Source organism: Pseudomonas sp. QS1027, from assembly GCF_002814235.1.
GTDB lineage: Bacteria > Pseudomonadota > Gammaproteobacteria > Pseudomonadales > Pseudomonadaceae > Aquipseudomonas.
This window is the reverse complement of the sequence record NZ_PHSU01000011.1, coordinates 241,640-261,977: the sequence shown is the minus strand read 5'-3', so window position 1 is coordinate 261,977 and position 20,338 is coordinate 241,640. Positions and strand designations below refer to the sequence as shown.

Genomic DNA, 20,338 nt, shown 5'->3' with positions numbered 1-20,338 from the left:
GCAGTGAACCCAGGCCCCGCCAGCAATGGACGGGGCCTTTTGGTTTCTGGGCCTTTGCTGGCATCACACGGAAGGAGCAATACCCATGCAAGCAGAAAGCGCAAAGCGTTCGGCCCTGTTGATCATCGATATGCAGGTCGGTCTGTTCCACGGTCCCGACCAGCCCTGGGAAGGGCTGCGGGTGCTGGAGAATATCAATCAACTGATGGGTGCGGCCCGGCAGGCCGATGCGCCGATTTTCGCGGTCCGGCATACCGGGCCTGAAGGCTCGCCGATTGCGGCGGGGAGTGCGCTGTGGCAACTGGTGCCGGAGTTGCGGGTCGATCCCGCGGTGGATCGTCTGGTCGACAAGACGCGCCCCAGTTGTTTCTTCAATACCGGGTTGGCCGAGCAGTTGGATGATGCCGGGATCGGACGTTTGGTGATTGTCGGGATGAAGACTCAGTATTGCGTCGATACCACTTGCCGGTTGGCGCGGGATCTGGGGTTCGAGGCGGTGCTGGTGGGTGATGCCCATACCTGCATGGAAACGCCCGGGTTGTCGGCCCGGGCGATTGTCGAACATCACAACGCGACGTTGAATGGAGCGTTTGTGCAGGTGTTGAGTACGGCTGACGTGCGGTTCTGAGGGGCGACCGCTACGCGGTCATCGCCAGCAAGCCGGCTCCTACAGGTTTTACGTCGTATACAAGATTTCGGTACGACGCGGACATTGTAGGAGCCGGCTTGCTGGCGATAGCGGGCTATCTGGCGCCGCTATCCTCAGGGCTTTTTCACCGGCGTCGGCAAGGTCACCAGCGAGACGTAGTCGTTCCAGAATTTCTTCTGGTCCACCGCGAAGACGATTTTGGCTTTCTGCGTCCCCACTGGCGGGCTCTTCTTGTAGCCCAGTGCACGACCGTAGTCCGGGCCGAAGTGGGTATCGACATCGATCCACATGTCGCGCGACTCGGTGACGATCTCAGGCTCGGCGAGGAACAAGGCCGGCAGGCTGTCCCAGGTAAAGCTGTGATAACCCGGGTCCTTGGCGAACTGCGGCCCGAACACGCTCTTGTACAGTTCCGGCACCGCGCCCTTGGCGGCAATCACCCGGTTGTAGACCGAGGCATCGAAGGTGACTTTCTCACAGACATCGTTGGGGAAGATCACATGTTCGATGGGCGAGCGCAGGACGATCTTCGCCGCCTCCGGGTCGAACCACCAGTTGAATTCCGCCGCCGGCGTGGTGTTGCCGGGAATCTCGATGGCGCCGCCCATGTACACGATGCGCTTGATCAGCGGCACGATATCCGGCGCCTGGCGGATCGCCAGGGCCAGGTTGGTCAGCGGACCGATGGCCAGCAAGGTCACTTCGTGGGGGTATTTGCGCACGCTGTCGATAATGAACTGCGGGGCGGTTTCGCTGCGCAGCTTGGTGTGGGTCGCCAGGCCATCGGGCGGTGCGACCAATTGCGCAGCCGAGGTCGGCCGCGGGTTCTTGAACGCCCCCGGCCAGCCGGCACCGAACATCGCCTGCTCCTGTGGATAAGTGGCGAAGTCATGCAGCAGCGGATAGGCCGCGCCGGAGTAGACGCCGATCTCCTTTTCCACCCCCATGCGTTCCACGGCCTTGAGCGCGTCGACCTGTTCCTGGTCGACCCAGGCGTTGCCGCTGACCAGGGTCATGCCCAGCAGGTCGATCTTCTTCTGCGCGTGCAACTGCGCCAGCATGATAAAGGCCTGGCCGTCGTCGTTCAGTACGTTGAAATCGGTGTCGATGATGACTTTTTCAGCCGCTTGCAGCGAGCCGGCGGACAGGCCGACAGCCAGCGCCAGCGCGCAGCCCTTGAGAAAGCGTTGCATGGTGATGTGCCCCAATGAGTTGTTGTTGTATTGCGGTAGCCCAGCATGCCTGCCGACGCCTGGAAAGGCCATCGGCAGGTAAGTGGCTACTTAACGATTGACCAGTTTTGCCGGCAGGGCGATCACCAGGAAGCTGCTCAGGATCAGGCAACCGGCGAAGAACCAGAGGGCCCCGGCGCTGCTGCCGGTGAGGTCGATGGCCACGCCCATCAGCGAGTTGCTGACCAGTCCGGCGATGTTCGCCAGCGAGCAGGCCAGGGCAAAACCGGTGGCCGCCGCGGTGCCCTTGAGGAAGGTCGCCGGCAGGCTGAAGAACACCGGCACCGCGCCGATGATCGCCGCCGAGGCAATGGCGAACAGGGCCACCGTCGCCACCACGTTATGGGTGAAGAAGGTGCTGGTGGCCATGGCAGCCGCGCCGATGAAAAACGGCACGATGATGTGCCAGCGACGTTCGCGATGCTTGTCGGAACTGGCGCCGATCAGCAGCATGCCGAGCAGGGCGGCGACACTCGGCAAGGCGGTGAGCACGCCGATATGGAAGGTGTCGGTGATCCCCGCGTTGCGGATGAAGGTCGGCATCCAGAAGCCCATGGCGTAGGCGCTGAGCAGGATCGAGAAGTCGATACCGCCGAGCATCCAGACCTTGAGGTTGAAGAAGCCGTCGCGAAAGTGCTGCTTGCTGTCGGGGCTGCTGGCCTCGTCGTTTTTCAGTTCGCTTTCGAGTACGGCCTTTTCTTCCTCATTGAGCCATTTGGCCTGGCGGAAGTGGTTCGGCAATGCCCAGAAGGTCAGGATGCCGAGCAACACGCTGGGCACGGCTTCGATCAGGAACAGCCATTGCCAGCCGCGCAGTCCGTTGACCTGGTCGAAGTGGCCCATGACCCAGCCCGACAGCGGTCCGCCGATAACGCTGGAGAGCGGCAGGCCGATCATGAACAGGGCAATGATGCGCCCGCGTCGATGGGTCGGGAACCAGGTGGTCAGGTAGAACAGCACGCCCGGCAGAAAGCCGGCCTCGGCGGCGCCGAGCAGGAAACGCAGGATGTAGAACTGGGTGGTGGAGGTGACCAGCATGGTGCAGGCCGAGAGCAGGCCCCAGGTGATCATGATCCGCGCGATCCAGATTTTTGCGCCGACCTTTTCCAGTACCAGGTTGCTCGGCACTTCGAAGAGGATATAACCGACGAAGAACAGCCCGGCACCGAGGCCGAAGGCGGTTTCGCTGAAGTGCAGCTGGTCGAGCATCTGCAGTTTGGCGAAGCCGATATTGATCCGGTCGAGGTACGCGGCCAGGTAGCAGAAGCACAGGAACGGGATCAGTTTCCAGGTGATCTTGTGGTAAAGCGCTTGGGTCGGGTCGGCGACCGTAGTCGCTGATGTTGCATTCGCAATGGGCATTGGTTGTCTCCTGGCGGTGACTTATGGTTTTTATTACAGCCGCTTTTTCCAGCACTCTGGAGCGCGGTAAAGGCGGCTTCCAAAGGCAGTGTCAGAAGACTGGGCGTCACGCTCCGCACGGAGGCGACGCTCAGTTTTTTACGCGACCATGCTCTGTGGCACGGTTCTGCGGTCAAGCTCCCTGGAACTTCGAGATCGCTTCCTGTTTGCTGACGACATCGCCGTACTTGCTGTCGATGTCGAACAGATTCGCTTCATGGGGCGCCGAATGGCGGTCGCCCACGCATTCACGTACCACGATGGTCCTGAAACCGTGCTGCACGGCATCCACCGCTGTCGCGCGGATGCAGCCGCTGGTGGAACAACCGGCCAGCACCACGGTATCGATGCCTTGGGCGTGCAACTGCGAGGCCAGGCTGGTGCCGAAAAACGCACTGGCGTACTGCTTGCTGATCACCACTTCCGACGGCAGCGGCAACACCGCTTCGCAGAACGCCGCGAGCGGATTGCCTTCGACCATGTCCTTCATCACCGGCGCCTTGCGCACCCAGATGCCACCGTCGGCGAAATGCCCCGGATGGTAGCGAATATTGGTGTGCACCACCGCAACGCCGTGATGGCGGGCGCAGTCCAGCAGCTCGACGCTTTCGGCCACGGCGCTGACCACGCCGGGGGCGAACAGCGGCGCGCCCTCGGTGGTGTAGCCCTGCATGAAATCGATCATCAGCAGGGCCGGTTTCTGGCCGAAGCCGATCCGCTGGCCCCAGACGCCCTGGTAATTGTCATTGGCGCTTTGTTCGCTCATGGCGAGGTTCCTCGATCAGTACGCGCCGGAGAGCAGGGCGCCGGCACCGGGCACGATCGGCTCCAGGTCCAGGGCCTTGAGCATGGCGTAGGTGGTGGCGATGGCGGCGGTCAGTACCGGCTTGCCGGTCTGTGCCTCGACCTTGGCCACCGCCGGCAGCGACTGCATCTGCACGCAGGCCGAGAGCACGATCACATCGACGCCCTCCAGGTTCATGCCGGCGACGATGCCTGGCAGGTTGGCCGGGTCGTGGCGGGCCACTTCGAGGTTGTCGGGGATCTCCAGGGCGCGCCAGTCGACCACCTCGAAACCTTCTTCGCGGATGTAGTTCACCACCAGTTCGGTCAGCGGCTTCATGTACGGCGCGACAATCGCGATGCGCTTGGCACCCATGACTTTCAGGCCTTCGATCAGGGCGCCGGCGCTGGTGATCACCGGAGCGTTGGCGTCGTTGTCGGCGGTGGCCTTGCGCAGGCGCGCTTCGGATTGGCGGTGATAGCCCAGGCCCATGGCCATGATCGCCACCAGGCAGGCGTAGCCCAGTACGTCGACCTTGGCGTCGGACAGCTCGACGGCGCAACGGTCGGATTCACCGTCCATGGCCGCCAGCTCTTCCTTGCGCACCTGCTTCATGCGCATGCGGCTGGAGTGAAAGGTGAAGCGTTCCGGACGGATTGCCTGGCGTGCGTTGAGCATCGCCGGGATCTCGGTTTCCATGGTGGTGTTCGAGCTGGGTACGATCTGACCGATACGGTAGGGCTTGATCATGCTTGTCTCCTTAAATCGATGATTCAGGTCACACATCACTCTGTAGGAGCCGGCTTGCTGGCGATCAGGCCTGTGAGCCTTGCATCGTCTGGTTGGTCGCCATCGCCAGCAAGCCGGCTCCTACAAGGTTTGTGTGTTGTTCAAGAGGTCAGGCTCACGCCGAGGAAGTCGCCGAAGGCGGCGAAGAAACCGTCCAGGTCGTCCCAGGGAATCATGTGGCCGGCATTGGGCACGTGGGCGATCCGGATGCCCGGTTGCAGCGCGCGGATTTCGGCTTCGTCCTCAGGCAGGATCACGCCGCCGCGACCGGCCACCAACAGCAGCGCGGGGGCGCCGAGCTGGGGCAGGTCCTGGTGGAAGTCCACCGTATGGAAGTCGTTGAACGCCCTGACAATGGCCGGCTCGTAGCAGGTGTGCAGCCATTCGGCGCGCAGTTGCAGTTGCTCCGGGGTCCAGGTGGCGCAGAAGGCGCGCATCGCCTCGGCATCCATCCCGATCAGCGACTGGTGGATCGAGTCGACGTACCAGGGCAGCTTGCTCGGGTATTCGCGACGACCCGGCCCGGATACCGGCGGGTCGATCAGCACCAGGCTCTTGACCCCGGCGGGGTTGAGCACGGCACTGCGCACGGCAAAGCGTGCGCCCATGGAATGGCCGACCAGGTGGTAGCTGTCCAGGCCCAGGGCGGCGGCGAAGGCGGCGATATCGTTCGCGCAGGTCTCGGCGCTGTAGTCCAGTTCCGGACCGCTGGAAGACAGGCCGCGTCCGCGGACATCCAGCACATAGGTGTCGAAGTGCCGGCCGAAGCGTTCGGCAACGAAGCCCCAGGTGATCGCCGGGCTGGTGATACCGGGGATCAGGATCAGCGCCGGGCCCTGGCCGCCATAGCGCAGGTAGTGCTGGCGAATGCCGTTGGCCTGGACGTTGCCGCCGTGGACGAAAGTGCTCACGCCGCCACCCCCGATTTCAGCACCTGGGCGTAGAGGTCGTAACCGTAGACCCAGGCCGGATCTTCCTGGGTGCGCAGCCAGGTGTTGGCGTTGGACACCGCCTGGACCCGCGAGGCGCGCTCCTTGCGGTTGGCTTCATAGAGTTCGAAGGCGGTGCGGTGGTCGCTGAGGCCGGTTTCCTGCAGGCAACGCGTGAGCATGGCGGCGTCTTCGATGGCCATGCCGGCGCCCTGGGCCATATGCGGTTTCATCGGGTGGCAGGCATCGCCCAGCAGCACCAGGCGCCCACGGCTCCACAGCGGCAGCGGGTTACGGTTGCGCAACGGCCATTTGGTCACGCTGTCGGTGGATTCGATCAGTGCCTGCACGGTGGGGTGGTAACCCTGGAAGGCTTCGAACATCTCTTCGCGGCTGCTGTCGACGAACGGGCCTTCGAAGTCCAGCTCCGGGTGCGGCACGCCGGTGACGTAGTAGTACTCGTCGCGCTTGCCGGTGGTGTAGTAGACCATCATGTGCCGGTCCTCGCTCCACCACTTGATGCAGTCCTCGAAGTTGAGGTCGTAGCGGGCCAGCTTGTCGCGGGTGATCAGTGCGCGGTGGGCGACCCAGCCGCTGTACAGCGGTGCTTCGTGGCCGAGCAGTTCTTCGCGGATCTTCGAGTTGATGCCATCGGCGCCGATGACGATATCGGCGCTGGCCGTGGTGCCGTCGGTAAAGCTCAGGCGCACCTGGTCGCCGGTGTCTTCGATCTTTTCCAGGCGCTTGTTGAAGTGCAGGGTGCCGGGTTTGATCGTCGACATCTGCAAGGCATGCAGGTCGCCACGGTGCACGGTGACATAGGACGCACCGTATTCCTTGCGAGCGAATTCGCCCAGGGGAATCCGCGACAGGTAGTCACCGCTCATGCCGTCGCGGCTGAACCAGTGATCGGGGTGCGAGCCCATCTGGTCGAGCTGCTGCTCGATGCCCATGCGCCGGAAGATCTTCATGATATTCGGACCCATGTGGATCCCGGCGCCCAGGCGGGAAAACTCCGGGGCCTGCTCGTAGATCGACACATCGAATCCAGCTTGTTGCAACAGCGTGGCGGCGGCGGCGCCACCCAGGCCTGCGCCGACGATGGCGATTTTTTGCGTGCTTGCCATGGGGCTTGCTCCTCGTTCCGAGTGTGGGGTGGCAGGTTCGGCCACCGGGTTTTTAAAGTGTATACGCTCTTTTTTTCAAAAGAGAAGATCCGCGATAAAAATTAAATTTTTACTGGTTTCAGCCTTTGGTAACGCTAAGTAACCTTTTTTTATTGGGTGTGTGTGGGTTGGTAACGTTTTGGTCTGCTGCTTGCAGAGCGCTGTGAATTCAGGTCTTATCGATATTAAATGGTGTATACGCTATAAAAACGCACTAGACTGAAGCGTCGCGCCTCGACTTGGTGCAGCGCGAGCGAAGAGGAGAGAGGAAAATGCCGGTAAGTGATTGCGAACTGACGCAAATGTTTGAGCACGTGTTGAAGCTGTCGAAAGTCGACTCGACCCAGAGTGTCGCGGTGCTCAAGAGCCATTACTCCGATCCGCGCACCGTGCGTTCGGCGATGGAGGCGGCGCAGCGCCTGGGGGCCAAGGTGTACGCGGTGGAATTACCGTCGTTCAACCACCCGACGGCCATGGGCAACGACATGACCGCCTACTGTGGCGACACCGCGCTGACCGGCAATATCGCCGCGCAGCGGGCGTTGGAAGCGGCGGATCTGATCGTCGACACGATGATGTTGCTGCACTCGCCGGAACAGGAGCAGATCCTCAAGACCGGCACGCGCATCCTGCTGGCGGTGGAACCGCCGGAAGTGCTGGCGCGGATGCTGCCGACCGAGGCGGACAAGGTGCGGGTGCTGGCGGCGGAAGAGCTGTTGAAGAAGGCCCGTTCGATCCATGTGACCTCCCGCGCCGGCAGCGATTTCCGCGCGGCGCTGGGGCAGTATCCGTCGGTGACCGAGTATGGTTTTGCCGATGAGCCGGGGCGTTGGGACCATTGGCCGAGCGGCTTTCTGTTCTCCTGGCCGAACGAGGAAACCGCCGAGGGCGTGCTGGTGCTGGATGTCGGCGATATCCTGCTGCCGTTCAAGACCTACACCCGGGAGAAGATCACCCTGGAGATCGAGAAGGGGTTTATCACCTCGATCCACGGTGGTTTCGAGGCCGAGTACCTGCGTGACTACATGAAGTATTTCAATGATCCCGAGGTGTATGGCATCTCCCATATCGGCTGGGGCCTGCAGCCGCGGGCGCAGTGGACGGCGATGGGGTTGCACGACAAGAACGACGGCATGTGCATGGATGCCCGGGCGTTCTATGGCAACTTCCTGTTCTCCACCGGGCCGAATACCGAGGTCGGCGGGACGCGCAAGACGCCGTGCCATATGGACATTCCGTTGCGCCATTGCGATGTGTACCTGGATGACCAGGCGGTGGTGATCGGCGGCGATGTGGTGGCGCCGGAGGCGTCGCGGGCTCGCTGAGTCTGGGACGGAGGGGGCTGTCAGTGAGGCTTTTGGTGGTCTTGCGGGCCCCTTCGCGGGCAAGCCCTGCTCCTACAGTTTTGTGCCATGCGCAAAATCTGTGTACGACGCGAAACTGTAGGAGCAGGGCTTGCCCGCGAAGGGGCCCTGTCAGACAACCTCACACTTGAGTCCCTCCCACAATCTGTCCATCATGCCTGCCCATTCCTCCTCGCCTTTTCGAGCCTGCCGTGCCGGATACTCCTGATTCCAACCCTTATGTGTTTTCCGAACAAGTCGGCCACCTGCTGCGCAAGGCCTACCAGCGGCATATGGCGATCTTCCAGCAGAATGTCGGCGACTCGCAGCTCACCGCCGTGCAGTTCGTCACCCTGTGCGCGGTGCGCGATCACGGCCCCAGCTCCCTGACCGAACTGGTCAAGGCCACCGCCGTGGACCAGGCAACCATTCGCGGCATCGTCGAGCGGCTCAGGGCGCGTGAGTTGATCACCCTGGAGCCCGATCCCGAAGACCGGCGCAAGGTTATCGTCGGTTTGTCCGAGGCCGGCAGCCGGCTGGTGCAGCAGACCGTGCCCTGCGCGGCGAAGATCAGTGAACTGACCATGAGCAACCTCAATCCCGCCGAACAGGTCGCGGTGCTGTTCCTGCTGCGCAAGATGATCGACGACCGCGACGAATAATCCTTTCTGGATGCGGGCCTGTGTGGCGCGGAGCTTGTCGGGACGCCGTATGTGTATTCACCGCGAAATACCCTGGTGCACAGACCCTTGTAGGAGCTGGCTTGCTGGCGATGCGATCTGATGGTCGACATCGCCGTTGCCTGATAAACCGCTATCGCCAGCAAGCCGGCTCCTACAGGTTTTATGTTTCGCCAGCGGCCTGGTTGGACGCCTGAAAGTCCAACTGGCACTCTTCTTGCTCTCCCTTCATGTAGTAACCACTTCATCGAAAAAAGTGTGTCGTCAGGAGACATAGTCCTCGACCCACGCCCTTTTAATGTAGTGGTTACTTCATCAAATGAAGCGAGCGCAATCCATGACGACGCAGGAAATCACGGTAGCCCTTGAGGTCAACGGCCAACGCCATTCGGTGACGGCCATGGCCGATACCCCGCTGTTGCTGGTGCTGCGCAACGACCTGCGGCTCAACGGTCCCAAATACGGCTGTGGCCTGGGGGAGTGCGGCGCCTGCACGGTGATCGTCGACGGCGTGGCCGCGCGCTCCTGTGTGTTTCCCCTGGCCGGCGCCGTGGACCGGCAGATCGTCACCCTCGAAGGCCTCGGCAGCCGCGAAGCGCCGCACCCGGTGCAACAGGCCTTTATTGACGAGCAGGCGGCCCAGTGCGGCTACTGCCTGAACGGCATGATCATGACCGCCAAGGCCTTGCTCGACCGCATCCCGCACCCCAGCGAAGCGCAGATCCGCCAGGAACTGTCGGCCAATCTCTGTCGTTGCGGCACCCATATCGAAATCCTTCGCGCGGTGCTGCGTGCCGCCCGTCCATTGCCTTGAACCAGGATCGACGACCATGAGCGACGCCATCCCCACCCGCGACCAATGGCTGGCCAAGACCGGCGTGCTGCTGATCGTCGACGATATCCTGCCGCCCTCGGGGCCGGTGGCCAAGGGCGGCACGCCGGTGGTCAAACCCAAGGAGCTGGGGCTGTTTATCGCGGTCAACGACGACGGCCTCGTCTATGCCTTCAACGGCCATGTGGACCTGGGCACCGGCATTCGCACCTCGTTGGCGCAGATCGTCGCCGAAGAGCTGGACCTGGAGGTGGAGCAGGTGTGCATGGTGCTCGGCGACACCGAGCGCGCGCCTAACCAGGGCGCGACCATTGCCAGCGCGACCCTGCAGATTTCCGCGATTCCCCTGCGCAATGCCGCGGCCGAAGCCCGGCGCTTCCTGCTGGAGCGGGCAGCCGGACGCTGGTCGGTGAGCGTGGAAGCGCTGCGGGTCGAACGCGGTATCGTCAAGGCGGCGGACGGTCGGGCCTTGAGCTACGGCGAACTGGTAGCGGGCGAGCATGACGAGTTGCGCATCAGCGGCAGTGCGCCGCTCAAGCCGGCCGAAGACTATCGGCTGGTGGGCAAGGGCACGGCGCGGGTGGATATCCCGGCCAAGGCCACCGGCGAGCTGATCTATGTCCATGACATGCGCGTGCCGGACATGCTCCACGGTCGGGTCGTGCGCCCACCCTATGCCGGTTTCGACAGCGGCGACTTTGTCGGCAACAGCCTGCTGGAGGTCGATGAGTCGTCCATCGCCCATATCCCCGGGATCGTCGCGGTGGTGGTGATCCGCGACTTTGTCGGGGTGGTCGCGTTGCGTGAAGAGCAGGCGGCGAAGGCCGCGCGGGAACTGCGGGTGCGCTGGAAGGACTGGACGCAGAAACTGCCGGATTTGAGCGATGTCGAGCAGGCGATCCGTGACAATCCGCGGATCAAGCGCACGGTGCTGGACCAGGGCTATGTCGATGCCGCACTCGCCGGTGCCAGCCAGCGCATGCCGCGCACCTACCTCTGGCCCTATCAGATGCACGCTTCCATCGGCCCGTCCTGTGGCCTGGCGGATTATCACGAGGAGGGCATCCGGGTCTGGTCAGGCAGCCAGAATCCGCACCTGCTGCGGGCCGACCTGGCCTGGCTGCTGGAGTACCCGGAAGAACGTATCGAGATCATCCGCATGGAGGCCTCCGGCTGCTACGGTCGCAACTGCGCCGATGACGTCTGTGCCGACGCCCTGTTGCTGTCCCGCGCCGTGGGCAAGCCGGTGCGGGTGCAACTGACCCGCGATCAGGAACACGCCTGGGAACCCAAGGGCACGGCGCAATTGATGGATATCGATGGCGGCCTGAATGCCGACGGCAGTGTGGCGGCCTACGACTTCGAGACCAGCTACCCGTCCAACGGCGCACCGACCCTGGCCCTGCTGCTGACCGGGCGGGTCGAGCCGGTGGCGGCGATGTTCGAAATGGGCGACCGTACGTCGATCCCGCCTTATGCCTATGAGCATATGCGGGTCAGCATCAACGACATGTCGCCGATTGTCCGGGCGTCGTGGATGCGCGGCGTGTCGGCCTTGCCCAACACCTTTGCCCATGAGTCCTATATCGACGAACTGGCCTTCGCCGCCGGGGTCGATCCGGTGGAATATCGCCTGCGCTACCTGCCGGACCAGCGGGCCGTGGACCTGGTGAAATCCACCGCCGAACGGGCCGGCTGGACCCCGCGCACCGCGCCGATGCAAACGCCGAACGAAGACCATCTGCTGCGCGGTCGCGGTTTTGCCTATGCGCGTTATATCCACAGCAAATTTCCCGGCTTCGGCGCGGCATGGGCGGCCTGGGTCGCCGATGTCGCGGTGGACCGGCAGACCGGTGATGTGTCGGTGACCCGGGTGGTGATCGGCCATGACTCGGGGATGATGATCAACCCCGACGGGGTGCGGCATCAGATTCACGGCAACGTGATCCAGTCCACCAGCCGGGTGCTCAAGGAGCGGGTGACCTTCGAGGAATCGACGGTGACGAGCAAGGAGTGGGGCGGTTATCCGATCCTGACCTTTCCCGAGGTGCCGCAGATCGATGTGCTGATGATGCCGCGCCAGAGCGAGCCGCCCATGGGGGCCGGCGAATCGGCCTCGGTGCCGAGTGCGGCGGCGATTGCCAATGCGATCTTCGATGCCACCGGGATTCGTTTTCGCGAGCTGCCGATTACCCCCGAGCGGGTATTGCAGGCGCTCAATGCCGGGACCGCCGGGGATCCGCCGAAGTCGCCGGAGAAACGTTCGAAATGGTTGTTCGGCTCGTTGTTCGCTGCCTTCGGTGCGCTGCTCGGCATGGCCGCCACGGCGTGGCCCTGGCATGGTGAGATCGCGCCCATTGCACCGCCCAGTGCCGGGACCTGGTCGGCCGCAACCCTGGAGCGCGGGCGCTTGCTGGCGGCGGTCGGCGATTGCGCGGTGTGCCACACGGCGCCGGGTGGCGCGACCAATGCCGGCGGGTTGGCGATGGAGACGCCGTTCGGCACGCTCTACAGCAGCAATATCACCCCGGATGCGAAGACCGGCATCGGCAGCTGGTCGTATCCGGCCTTCGAGCGGGCGATGCGCGACGGGATCGGCCGCGATGGGCGCAACCTGTATCCGGCGTTTCCCTATACGGCGTTTCGCAATATCAACGATGCCGATATGCAGGCGCTGTATGCCTACCTGATGTCCCAGGCGCCGGTCAGCCAGCCGGCCAAGGCCAACGCGATGAGTTTTCCGTTCAACCAGCGGCCGTTGATGGCGGGTTGGAATGCGCTGTTCCTGCGCAAGGGGGAAATCCAGGTGCAGCCGCAGCGCAGTGAACAGTGGAATCGCGGGGCTTATCTGGTCAACGGGTTGGGGCACTGCGCGGCCTGTCATTCGCCGCGCAATCTCCTCGGTGCGGAGAAGGGCGGGGCGGCGTTTTTGGGCGGGGCGATGGTCGATGGTTGGGAAGCGCCGGCGTTGAACGGTTTGTCGAAGGCGCCGACGCCGTGGACCGAGGATCAGTTGTTCAGCTACCTGAGCACCGGTTACTCCGATGCCCATGGCGTGGCGACGGGGCCGATGGGGCCGGTGGTCACTGAGCTGGCGAAATTGCCGAAAGAGGATGTGCGGGCGATGGCGGTGTACCTGGCGTCGCTCAATGGGGCGCAGGCCGAAGCGCAGGTGGTGGAGAAGGCGACCCGGCCGGTGGCCGCTGCGCAGAAGGTGGTGCCTGAGGTGAAGCTCTCATTGAGCAACGGTCAGCGACTGTTCGAAGGTTCCTGCCAGGGCTGCCATGCCGATGGACTGGGGCCGAAGTTGTTCGGGGTCAGCCCGTCGCTGGCGACCAACAGCAATGTGCACAGCGATGTGCCGGACAATCTGCTCAAGGTGATCCTGCAGGGTATCCAGAATCCGGCGACCCGGGACCTGGGTTATATGCCGGGGTTCAAGGACAGCTTGTCGGATACCCAGGTGGCGGAGTTGGCGGCGTATCTGCGCAGCCGGTTTGCCGGTGAGGCGCCGGTGTGGCAAGGGCTGGAGAAAACGGTGGCGCATGTACGCGCCAATCCCGGTACGCACTGACGAACGCTGTTAATTGCCACACTGCGAACCTGTAGGAGCCTGGCTTGCCAGCGATGAGGCCATCAAGCCTTGCGGCGCTCATCCGGCCGTCTTCGCTGGCAAGCCAGGCTCCTGCAGGTTTTGCGTCGGGCACAAGAGTTACGGCAGGCGCAACACCCCGCGTACCACCAGGTCACTGATAAACGCCAGCCAGTCCTGCTGCTGGCGTTTCTCCGCCAGCGGCTCACCGAGGAACGAGCTCAGGGTGTGCTGGTTGGAATTATAGAAATAACAGAGCGAGGCGATCATCAGGTACACGTGCTTGATGTCCAGGTCCTCGCGAAAGATGCCCTTGGCCTGACCGGCCTCGATGATCGGTCGCAGCACGCCCACCGCTTCACCGGAAAGCCGGCGCAGCTCGCCCGACTGCTGCGCATGCTGGCCCTTGTGCAGGTTCTCGATGCTCAGGATAGCGACGAATTCGGGGTGCTTGACGTAGTAGTTCCAGACGAAGGCCACCATGTCCTGCAAGGCTTGCAGCGGTTCCTCGAGGTTCAGCTTGAGCTTGCTTTCGGCTTTGTTGAACTGCTCGTAGGTATGCTCCAGCACGCAGATGAACAGGCGTTCCTTGCTGCCGAAGTAGTAGTAGAGCATGCGGTCGTTGGATTCGGCCTCGCGGGAAATGCTCTCGACCCGGCCACCGGAATAACCGTCGCGGGTGAACACCTTCACCGCCGCCTTGAGAATGCGTGCTCGGGTCTGGTCGGCTTGCTGGGCTCTGATGCCGGTCTTCTTGTTCACGTCGGCATTCCTTCTGTGGGTCGGAAAGGGACGCGAATATAGCATGGGGGCGTTATACGGATGCAGGCCCGGAGGGAGGGGCAGGAGCCGGTTTAGCGGCTCCTGCCGTGGCGCGCGCGGTCTTTATCAGGCCTTGAGGGTCGCCATGTCGATCACGAAGCGATATTTCACATCACCGGCGATCATGCGGCTGTAGGCCTCGTTGATCTGGCGGATGTCGAGCATCTCGATGTCGCAGGTGATGCCGTGCTCGGCGCAGAAATCCAGGACTTCCTGGGTTTCGGCAATGCCGCCGATCAGCGAGCCGGCCAGTACCCGGCGCTTGAGCACCAGCTTGGCGGCATGCAGCGCCGGGTCCACCGGTTCGATCAGGCCCACCAGGATATGCACGCCGTCGAAGGCCAGGGTGTCGAGGTAGGGGTTGAGGTCGTGCTGCACCGGGATGGTGTCCAGCAGGAAGTTGAAGCGGCCCGCCGCTGCGGCCATCTGCTCGGCATCGGTGGACACGATCACATGGTCGGCGCCCTGGCGACGACCTTCCTCGGCCTTGCTCGCCGAACGGGTGAACAGGGTGACTTCGGCGCCCATGGCCTTGGCGAACTTGATGCCCATATGGCCCAGGCCGCCCATGCCGAGAATCCCGACCTTGTCGCCCGGCTTGACGCCATAGTGCTTGAGGGGCGAGTAGGTGGTGATGCCGGCGCAGAGAATCGGCGCGGCGCTGGCCAGGTCGAGTTTTTCCGGAATGCGCACGACGAAGTGTTCGCTGACCACGATGCTGTCGGAGTAGCCGCCCATGGTGTTGCTGCCATCGACCCGATCCGGGGTGGCGTAGGTCATGGTCGGGCCTTCGAGGCAGTATTGCTCGAGGTCCGCGTGGCAGGCTTCGCAATGACGGCAGGAGTCGACCATGCAGCCGACGCCGACCAGGTCGCCGACCTTGTGCCGGGTGACGCTGGCGCCGACGGCAGTGACCTTGCCGACGATTTCATGGCCGGGCATCAGCGGGTAGACGGCAATGCCCCACTCGTTGCGGGCCTGGTGGATATCGGAGTGGCAGACGCCGCAGTAGAGGATTTCGATGGCGACATCGTCAGGTCGCGGCGAGCGACGCTGGAAGGACATGGGGGCGAGGGGCGTGGTAGGCGACTGGGCGGCATAACCGATGGCGGTGTACATGAGGAGCCTCGCAAAGCTGTGACGGTTGAGGCGATGCATTGTCGGCGTCGAGGGTGGACACGGCCATGGCGATTCCTCCGCGTGTCTTGCCTATTCCTCCGGTATCGCGTTTTCGCCATTCGCCTGTGTCCCCGGACCTGCGAAGATGTTCTCATCCCTTTTTCCGTGAAGTTTTTGCCATGCAGTTGACCCGTCATCTGGACGCCAATGCCCCCCTGGTTGCGCTGATCGAGCCCCTGGCCACTCGTGACGGCTTCGTCCCGACCCTGTTGCCGGGCGTGCAGGTGTTACGCGTCGGCTGCGATGTGGCCCGTGGTCCGCAGATCTACGAGCCGAGCCTGATGATCATTGTCCAGGGCAGCAAGCTGGCCTACCTGGGGGTGCGGACCCTGGAATATGGTGCCGGACACTATCTGATCCAGGCCCTTTCGGTGCCCTTCGAGTGCGAGACCTTTGCCGGGAGTGATGGTGCGCCCCTGCTGGGGATTTCCGTTGCTATCGACCGGGCGATGCTGGGGGAGCTGGTCTTGGCCATGGGCCTCACCCATGACAGCCCGGCGGCGGCCCAGACCCCGGAATCCATGGCCTCGGTGGTACTGGATGACAGCATGCGCGGTTGCGTCGAACGCTTGCTGCGTTGCCTGCGGGACCCGCTGGAGTGTCGTGTCATGGGGGAGGCGCGGGTGCGCGAGTTGTTGTTCGCCGCCTTGCGCGGGCCGCAGTCGGAAGTGCTGCGTGCGCTGGTGGAGCAGCAGGGGCATTTTTCCCGGATCGCGGCGTCCCTGGGCCTTTTGCATGCCCATTACACCGAGCCCTTGAACGTCGAGACCCTGGCCAGTTGCGCGAACATGAGCCTGTCGACCTTTCACGAGCATTTCAAGCGCGTCACCCTGCTGTCGCCGGTGCAATACCTCAAGCGCCTGCGCCTGCTCAAGGCGCAACAATTGTTGCTGGCCGACGGCCTGGGCGTGGCGCAGGTCGCCCATCGGGTCGGGTATCAGAGCTCCTCGCAGTTCAGTCGCGAGTACAAGCGTTACTTCGAACGTAGCCCCGGGGACGAACGGGCGGCTTGAACCTGGCTTGACGGGTTGGCCGCTGCCTCGCCGATCACCAGGATCGCCGGGCTCTTGAGCGCGAACGCCAGGGTGTCGTCGTGCCTGTTCGCCAGGTCGCTTCAGCCGTGCAGTCGCCAGGCTAGCAGAGTCAGGTTCAGTAGCAGGGAGCCAAGGGCCAGGGCGCGCCAGACCTTGAGCGGTTCGCGTTCCAGCAGGGGGCGGGGGCGTGGCGGCGGTAAGTGCTCGGCCTGTTGCAGGGCCAGCAGCCATTCCTCGGCGGTTTCGTAGCGCTGGGCCGGGTCGCTGGCCAGGGCCTTGCCGAGGCTGTGTTCGAGCCAGTCGGGCAGGTCCGGGCGATAACGACTGGCTGGCACCGGAGAACCGAATCGCGGACGCTGGAAGGCTTCGATTTCTCCATAGGGGTAGTGCCCGGTCAGCAGGTAATACAGGCTGACGCCGACGCTATACAAATCTTGCGCCGCACTCGGTGGCGCGCCTCCGTAGGCTTCCGGCGCGATATAGCTGGGGGTGCCCGGCAACTCGGCATCGCGCTGGCGGTTCAGTCCGGGGCAGTAGGCCAGTCCGAAGTCCAGCACCCGCAGTTCGCCGTCGGTCCCCAGCAGCAGGTTTTCCGGCTTGATATCACGGTGCAGGAGATTGCGCCGGTGCAGCAGGCCCACCGCCCGCAGCAGTCGTAACGCCAACTCCAGCCCCTGGTTGAGACCCAACTGGCCGTGAGCGTCGAAGTGTTCGGCGAGGGTCATCCCCGCGTATTCGCGCATCAGGTAATACAGGTGTTGACGCTGCCCGGCGGGATGCACTTCGGGAAAGTGGCGGCCCGTCATGCGCCGCAGGAACCATTCCTCCAGCAGCAGGCTCTGGGCCGCGGCCGTGTCGTCCTGGCGTTGCACAGGCAGGGTCTTCAGCAGCCAGGGTTGTTGCTGCGCATCGTGGACCCGGTACAGCAGCGACTGGCGGCTCTGTTTCAACAGGCCCTCGACCTGCCAGCCCTCGAACCACTGCCCCGGTTTCAGTGCCGGTGGCAGCGGCCATTGCTCGGCCTGCCCGAGCAGATCGTCGAGGTCGGTGCCGGCCAGTTCGTCGACGCGCACCAGCACGGCACTGGCATTGTCCTGGCTGCCGGACCGATGCGCGGCCTCGACCAGGGCCAGGGTGGTGTTTTCCAATGACAGGTCACGTTGCAGGATGTCGGCGATCGAGGCGTCGTTGAGGGTCGCCCAGACACCGTCGCTGAGGATCAGGAACTGTTCGTCCTGGCGTAATTCGCCCTCCAGGTAGTCGACCACCAGATGCTGTTCCAGGCCCAGGGCACGTTTGAGCACATGCTGCATGCCGGCCTGGTCCCAGACGTGATCCTCGCTGAGGCGCTGCAGCTGCCCGGCAAACCAGCGATAGACCCGACAATCACCGATATGCGCGAGGGTGAATGAACGCCCGCGCAGCACCAGCGCACTGAGGGTGGTCAACAGCGGCGACTGCCCGCCATTGGCATGCAGCCAGCGATTCTGCGCCAGCAACACCCGGTCCAGGGCCTGGGACACGCCCCAGGTCGGCGGCGTGGCGTAATAGTCCAGCGCCAGGGCCTGCAAGGTCGAGCGCGCGGCCAGGCCGCCGTCGGCACACTGGCTGACACCGTCGGCCAGGGCGAACAGGTAACCCTTGCTGGCGGCCAGGACCGGCACCGGAATCACCAGGCGCGTCGCATCCTGGTTCTGCTCCCGGGGGCCGCTGGCGCTGGCCTCGGCATAACTGAGCTGCAGGCCCATGGTCGCTACTCAGACCCGGGCGGCGGAGAAGGCCGCCGAACCCCAGGTGGTTCTCCAGCGGCGCTTGACCCCGTAGAGGCCGAACCAGGCGATCAGCCCCAGGCTGGCGAACAACCACAGGGCGAGTTGGTAGTCACCGGTGCTCTGTTTGATCGCCCCCAGCCCTGCCGTGAGCAGAAAGCCACCGATACCGCCGGCCATGCCGACCAGGCCGGTCATCACGCCGATTTCCTTGGTGAAGCGCTGCGGCACCAGTTGGAACACCGCGCCGTTGCCGGCGCCGAGGCCGAGCATGGCCATGACGAACAGCGCCAGGGCCGCCACCGAGCTGGACAGGTGGAAACCCACCGCGCCGATGCACAGGGTGGCGATGGCGTAGGTGCCGAGCAGGGCGCGAATGCCGCCGAAACGATCCGCCAGGGCGCCGCCCAACGGACGCATCAGGCTGCCAGCGAACACGCAGGCGGCGGTGTAGTAGCCGGCGGTTTGCGGGTTGAGGCCGTACTGGTCATGGAAGTAACCGGGCAGGGCGCTGGCCAGGCCGATAAAGCCGCCGAAGGTGACGCTGTAGAAAAACATGAACCACCAACTGTCACGGTCGCCGAGGGCGTTCAGGTAGTCGGCCATGGATTTGGCCTTGGCGCGGTTGGGTGCGTTGCGCGCCATCAGGCTGAACAGTATCAGGGTCAACACCAGGGGGATCAGGGCCAGGCCGAACACGTTGACCCAACCGAAGGCGGCGGCCAGCAACGGTGCCGCCAGGGCGGCGATCACGGTGCCCGAGTTGCCGGCGCCGGCGATGCCCATGGCCTTGCCCTGGTGCTGCGGCGGATACCATTGCGACGCCAGGGGCAGGGCGACTGCGAAGGAGGCCCCGGCCATGCCCAGGCAGACGCCCAGCAGCAGGGCTTGTTCATAGCTGCGGATACCCAGTTGCCAGGCCGTCAGCAGGCCGACGATAACAATCACCTGGCCGATGATGCCGGCGGTTTTCGGCGACAACTGGTCGGCGAGCATGCCCATGATGAAACGCAGGACGGCGCCGGCCAGGATCGGCGTGGCGACCATGAAGCCACGCTGTTGGGTGGTCAATTGCAGGTCGCTGGCGATCTGCACCGCCAGTGGCCCGAGCAGGTACCAGACCATGAAGCTCAGGTCGAAATACAGAAACGCCGCGAACAGGGTCGGTGTATGGCCGGCTTTCCAGAAACTGTTGTGCATCTAACACCTCATCTGCCAAAGGGTTCAACGACGGTTCGGGGCCTGCGCACGGGTGATGTCCACCGGCCGCCTGCCCCTGTTTACCGACGTTAAAAACGCAAAAACGCCGCATCCCGGTTCGTTTGCACGATGGGAAATGCGACGTCTTTGTCGGAGTGGGGCAGCCGCCGTTGGCTACCGGGTATTGCCTGAGCACTATATGTGCCAGTTTCTGCTGCGGCCCGTTGCGCAGCTCAATTACGGCCTTGCGAGGGCATCACCCGCCGGTCGCGGGTCAGGGCGGGGAAAAAAGCCCGTGCCCCACAACGCAGCCCGTTGATGAGGCCGTGCTGCGTTGCGGTGCATCTCAGTCGAGCAGTTCGCTCATGGCGATCACCTGCTCGGCGACCTGGATCAGTTTCTGCTGTTTGCTCATGGCCTGGCGGCGCATCAGGGTATGGGCGGCGGCCTCGTCGCAGCCCTTCATTTTCATCAGCAGCCCCTTGGCCATCTCGATACGTTTGCGCTCGGCGATCTGCTGGTCGCGGGCCTGTAACTGCGCGCGCAGGTGCTGGTCGCTTTCGAAGCGGGCCATGGCCACGTCCATGATCGGTTGCAGGCGCTGGGACTGGATGCCTTCGACGATATAGGCACTGACCCCGGCCTTGATCGCCTGGCGCATCACGGCGGGGTCGTGTTCGTCGGTAAACATGACGATCGGTCGCGGTTGGTCGCGGCTCAGCAGCACCACCTGCTCGAGCACGTCACGGCTGGGGGAGTCGGTGTCGATCAGCAGTACATCCGGACGCACCGCCTCGACCCGCGCGGGCAGGTCGATGGTCAGGCCGGATTCGTCGATCACCTCGAAACCGGCTTCACTCAAGGCCGTGCGCAGGCGCCCGAGCTTCTTCGACGTGTCGTTGATCAGGAGGATTTTCAGCATGGCGGCCAGCTCCCG

17 protein-coding genes are annotated in these 20,338 nt (G+C 63.7%); 6 read left to right on the top strand and 11 right to left on the bottom strand.

Annotated elements, in window-relative coordinates; all coding sequences use genetic code 11:
- Positions 1-85 precede the first annotated feature (85 nt).
- On the top strand, positions 86-628 hold the full coding sequence (locus CWE01_RS11970; RefSeq protein ID WP_100940733.1) for a cysteine hydrolase family protein: 543 nt from the start codon (positions 86-88) through the stop codon (positions 626-628).
- Between the two features lie 134 nt (positions 629-762).
- Here the strand turns inward: CWE01_RS11970 and CWE01_RS11965 are convergent, their stop codons facing one another.
- The 6 genes from CWE01_RS11965 to CWE01_RS11940 all read right to left on the bottom strand — a co-directional run bounded on the left by CWE01_RS11965 (position 763) and on the right by CWE01_RS11940 (position 6,911).
- Positions 763-1,842, bottom strand: a complete 1,080-nt coding sequence (locus CWE01_RS11965) for a nucleoside hydrolase (protein ID WP_100940732.1) — start codon at positions 1,840-1,842, stop codon at positions 763-765.
- A 90-nt stretch (positions 1,843-1,932) separates the two neighbouring features.
- Positions 1,933-3,243 (bottom strand): MFS transporter, encoded by a 1,311-nt coding sequence (locus CWE01_RS11960; protein ID WP_100940731.1) that lies wholly within the window; start codon positions 3,241-3,243, stop codon positions 1,933-1,935.
- A gap of 172 nt (positions 3,244-3,415) precedes the next feature.
- Positions 3,416-4,048: an N-carbamoylsarcosine amidohydrolase gene (locus CWE01_RS11955; protein ID WP_100940730.1), complete on the bottom strand. Its 633-nt coding sequence runs from the start codon at positions 4,046-4,048 to the stop codon at positions 3,416-3,418.
- 15 nt (positions 4,049-4,063) lie between these two features.
- Complete coding sequence (locus tag CWE01_RS11950) at positions 4,064-4,816, bottom strand: Asp/Glu racemase (RefSeq protein WP_100940729.1); 753 nt, start codon at positions 4,814-4,816, stop codon at positions 4,064-4,066.
- Between the two features lie 140 nt (positions 4,817-4,956).
- Positions 4,957-5,766, bottom strand: coding sequence for an alpha/beta fold hydrolase (locus CWE01_RS11945; RefSeq protein WP_100940728.1), 810 nt, complete (start codon positions 5,764-5,766; stop codon positions 4,957-4,959).
- Entirely contained in the window at positions 5,763-6,911 is a 1,149-nt protein-coding gene (locus CWE01_RS11940) for an FAD-dependent monooxygenase (protein WP_100940727.1), read from the bottom strand. Before CWE01_RS11940 ends, CWE01_RS11945 begins: the two co-directional genes overlap by 4 nt.
- Positions 6,912-7,222: 311 nt before the next feature.
- Here CWE01_RS11940 and CWE01_RS11935 point away from each other — a divergent pair, with 311 nt between their 5' ends.
- The 4 genes from CWE01_RS11935 to CWE01_RS11920 all read left to right on the top strand — a co-directional run bounded on the left by CWE01_RS11935 (position 7,223) and on the right by CWE01_RS11920 (position 13,379).
- Positions 7,223-8,275 carry a 2,5-dihydroxypyridine 5,6-dioxygenase gene (locus tag CWE01_RS11935; protein ID WP_100940726.1) on the top strand — a complete coding sequence of 351 codons (1,053 nt, stop codon included), beginning with the start codon at positions 7,223-7,225 and terminating at the stop codon, positions 8,273-8,275.
- Between the two features lie 230 nt (positions 8,276-8,505).
- Entirely contained in the window at positions 8,506-8,955 is a 450-nt protein-coding gene (locus CWE01_RS11930) for a MarR family winged helix-turn-helix transcriptional regulator (RefSeq protein ID WP_100940725.1), read from the top strand.
- A 355-nt stretch (positions 8,956-9,310) separates the two neighbouring features.
- Positions 9,311-9,787, top strand: a complete 477-nt coding sequence (locus CWE01_RS11925; protein WP_100940724.1) for a (2Fe-2S)-binding protein — start codon at positions 9,311-9,313, stop codon at positions 9,785-9,787.
- A gap of 16 nt (positions 9,788-9,803) precedes the next feature.
- Complete coding sequence (locus tag CWE01_RS11920; RefSeq protein WP_100940723.1) at positions 9,804-13,379, top strand: molybdopterin cofactor-binding domain-containing protein; 3,576 nt, start codon at positions 9,804-9,806, stop codon at positions 13,377-13,379.
- 138 nt (positions 13,380-13,517) lie between these two features.
- Here CWE01_RS11920 and CWE01_RS11915 read toward each other — a convergent pair whose 3' ends face one another.
- Complete coding sequence (locus CWE01_RS11915; protein WP_100940722.1) at positions 13,518-14,204, bottom strand: TetR/AcrR family transcriptional regulator; 687 nt, start codon at positions 14,202-14,204, stop codon at positions 13,518-13,520.
- 81 nt (positions 14,205-14,285) lie between these two features.
- A complete protein-coding gene (locus CWE01_RS11910) occupies positions 14,286-15,338 on the bottom strand; it encodes an NAD(P)-dependent alcohol dehydrogenase (RefSeq protein WP_100940970.1) in 1,053 nt (350 codons plus the stop codon).
- 179 nt (positions 15,339-15,517) lie between these two features.
- On the opposite strand from CWE01_RS11910, the gene CWE01_RS11905 reads away from it, so the two are divergent.
- Positions 15,518-16,411, top strand: coding sequence for an AraC family transcriptional regulator (locus CWE01_RS11905; RefSeq protein WP_100940721.1), 894 nt, complete (start codon positions 15,518-15,520; stop codon positions 16,409-16,411).
- A gap of 101 nt (positions 16,412-16,512) precedes the next feature.
- On the opposite strand, the gene CWE01_RS11900 is transcribed toward CWE01_RS11905, so the two are convergent.
- The 3 genes from CWE01_RS11900 to CWE01_RS11890 all read right to left on the bottom strand — a co-directional run bounded on the left by CWE01_RS11900 (position 16,513) and on the right by CWE01_RS11890 (position 20,323).
- Positions 16,513-18,180, bottom strand: a complete 1,668-nt coding sequence (locus CWE01_RS11900) for a bifunctional protein-serine/threonine kinase/phosphatase (RefSeq protein ID WP_100940720.1) — start codon at positions 18,178-18,180, stop codon at positions 16,513-16,515.
- 9 nt (positions 18,181-18,189) lie between these two features.
- Positions 18,190-19,401 carry a NarK/NasA family nitrate transporter gene (locus CWE01_RS11895; RefSeq protein WP_100940719.1) on the bottom strand — a complete coding sequence of 404 codons (1,212 nt, stop codon included), beginning with the start codon at positions 19,399-19,401 and terminating at the stop codon, positions 18,190-18,192.
- Positions 19,402-19,747: 346 nt separating this feature from the next.
- On the bottom strand, positions 19,748-20,323 hold the full coding sequence (locus CWE01_RS11890) for an ANTAR domain-containing response regulator (protein ID WP_100940718.1): 576 nt from the start codon (positions 20,321-20,323) through the stop codon (positions 19,748-19,750).
- Positions 20,324-20,338 lie beyond the last annotated feature (15 nt).

Coding starts and splice junctions, on each gene's coding strand:
- CWE01_RS11970 (WP_100940733.1), top strand. CDS start 86: ATGCAAGCAGAAAGCGCAAAGCGTTCGGCCCTGTTGATCATCGATATG.
- CWE01_RS11965 (WP_100940732.1), bottom strand. CDS start 1,842: ATGCAACGCTTTCTCAAGGGCTGCGCGCTGGCGCTGGCTGTCGGCCTG.
- CWE01_RS11960 (WP_100940731.1), bottom strand. CDS start 3,243: ATGCCCATTGCGAATGCAACATCAGCGACTACGGTCGCCGACCCGACC.
- CWE01_RS11955 (WP_100940730.1), bottom strand. CDS start 4,048: ATGAGCGAACAAAGCGCCAATGACAATTACCAGGGCGTCTGGGGCCAG.
- CWE01_RS11950 (WP_100940729.1), bottom strand. CDS start 4,816: ATGATCAAGCCCTACCGTATCGGTCAGATCGTACCCAGCTCGAACACC.
- CWE01_RS11940 (WP_100940727.1), bottom strand. CDS start 6,911: ATGGCAAGCACGCAAAAAATCGCCATCGTCGGCGCAGGCCTGGGTGGC.
- CWE01_RS11935 (WP_100940726.1), top strand. CDS start 7,223: ATGCCGGTAAGTGATTGCGAACTGACGCAAATGTTTGAGCACGTGTTG.
- CWE01_RS11925 (WP_100940724.1), top strand. CDS start 9,311: ATGACGACGCAGGAAATCACGGTAGCCCTTGAGGTCAACGGCCAACGC.
- CWE01_RS11920 (WP_100940723.1), top strand. CDS start 9,804: ATGAGCGACGCCATCCCCACCCGCGACCAATGGCTGGCCAAGACCGGC.
- CWE01_RS11915 (WP_100940722.1), bottom strand. CDS start 14,204: ATGCTATATTCGCGTCCCTTTCCGACCCACAGAAGGAATGCCGACGTG.
- CWE01_RS11910 (WP_100940970.1), bottom strand. CDS start 15,338: ATGTACACCGCCATCGGTTATGCCGCCCAGTCGCCTACCACGCCCCTC.
- CWE01_RS11905 (WP_100940721.1), top strand. CDS start 15,518: ATGCAGTTGACCCGTCATCTGGACGCCAATGCCCCCCTGGTTGCGCTG.
- CWE01_RS11900 (WP_100940720.1), bottom strand. CDS start 18,180: ATGGGCCTGCAGCTCAGTTATGCCGAGGCCAGCGCCAGCGGCCCCCGG.
- CWE01_RS11895 (WP_100940719.1), bottom strand. CDS start 19,401: ATGCACAACAGTTTCTGGAAAGCCGGCCATACACCGACCCTGTTCGCG.
- CWE01_RS11890 (WP_100940718.1), bottom strand. CDS start 20,323: ATGCTGAAAATCCTCCTGATCAACGACACGTCGAAGAAGCTCGGGCGC.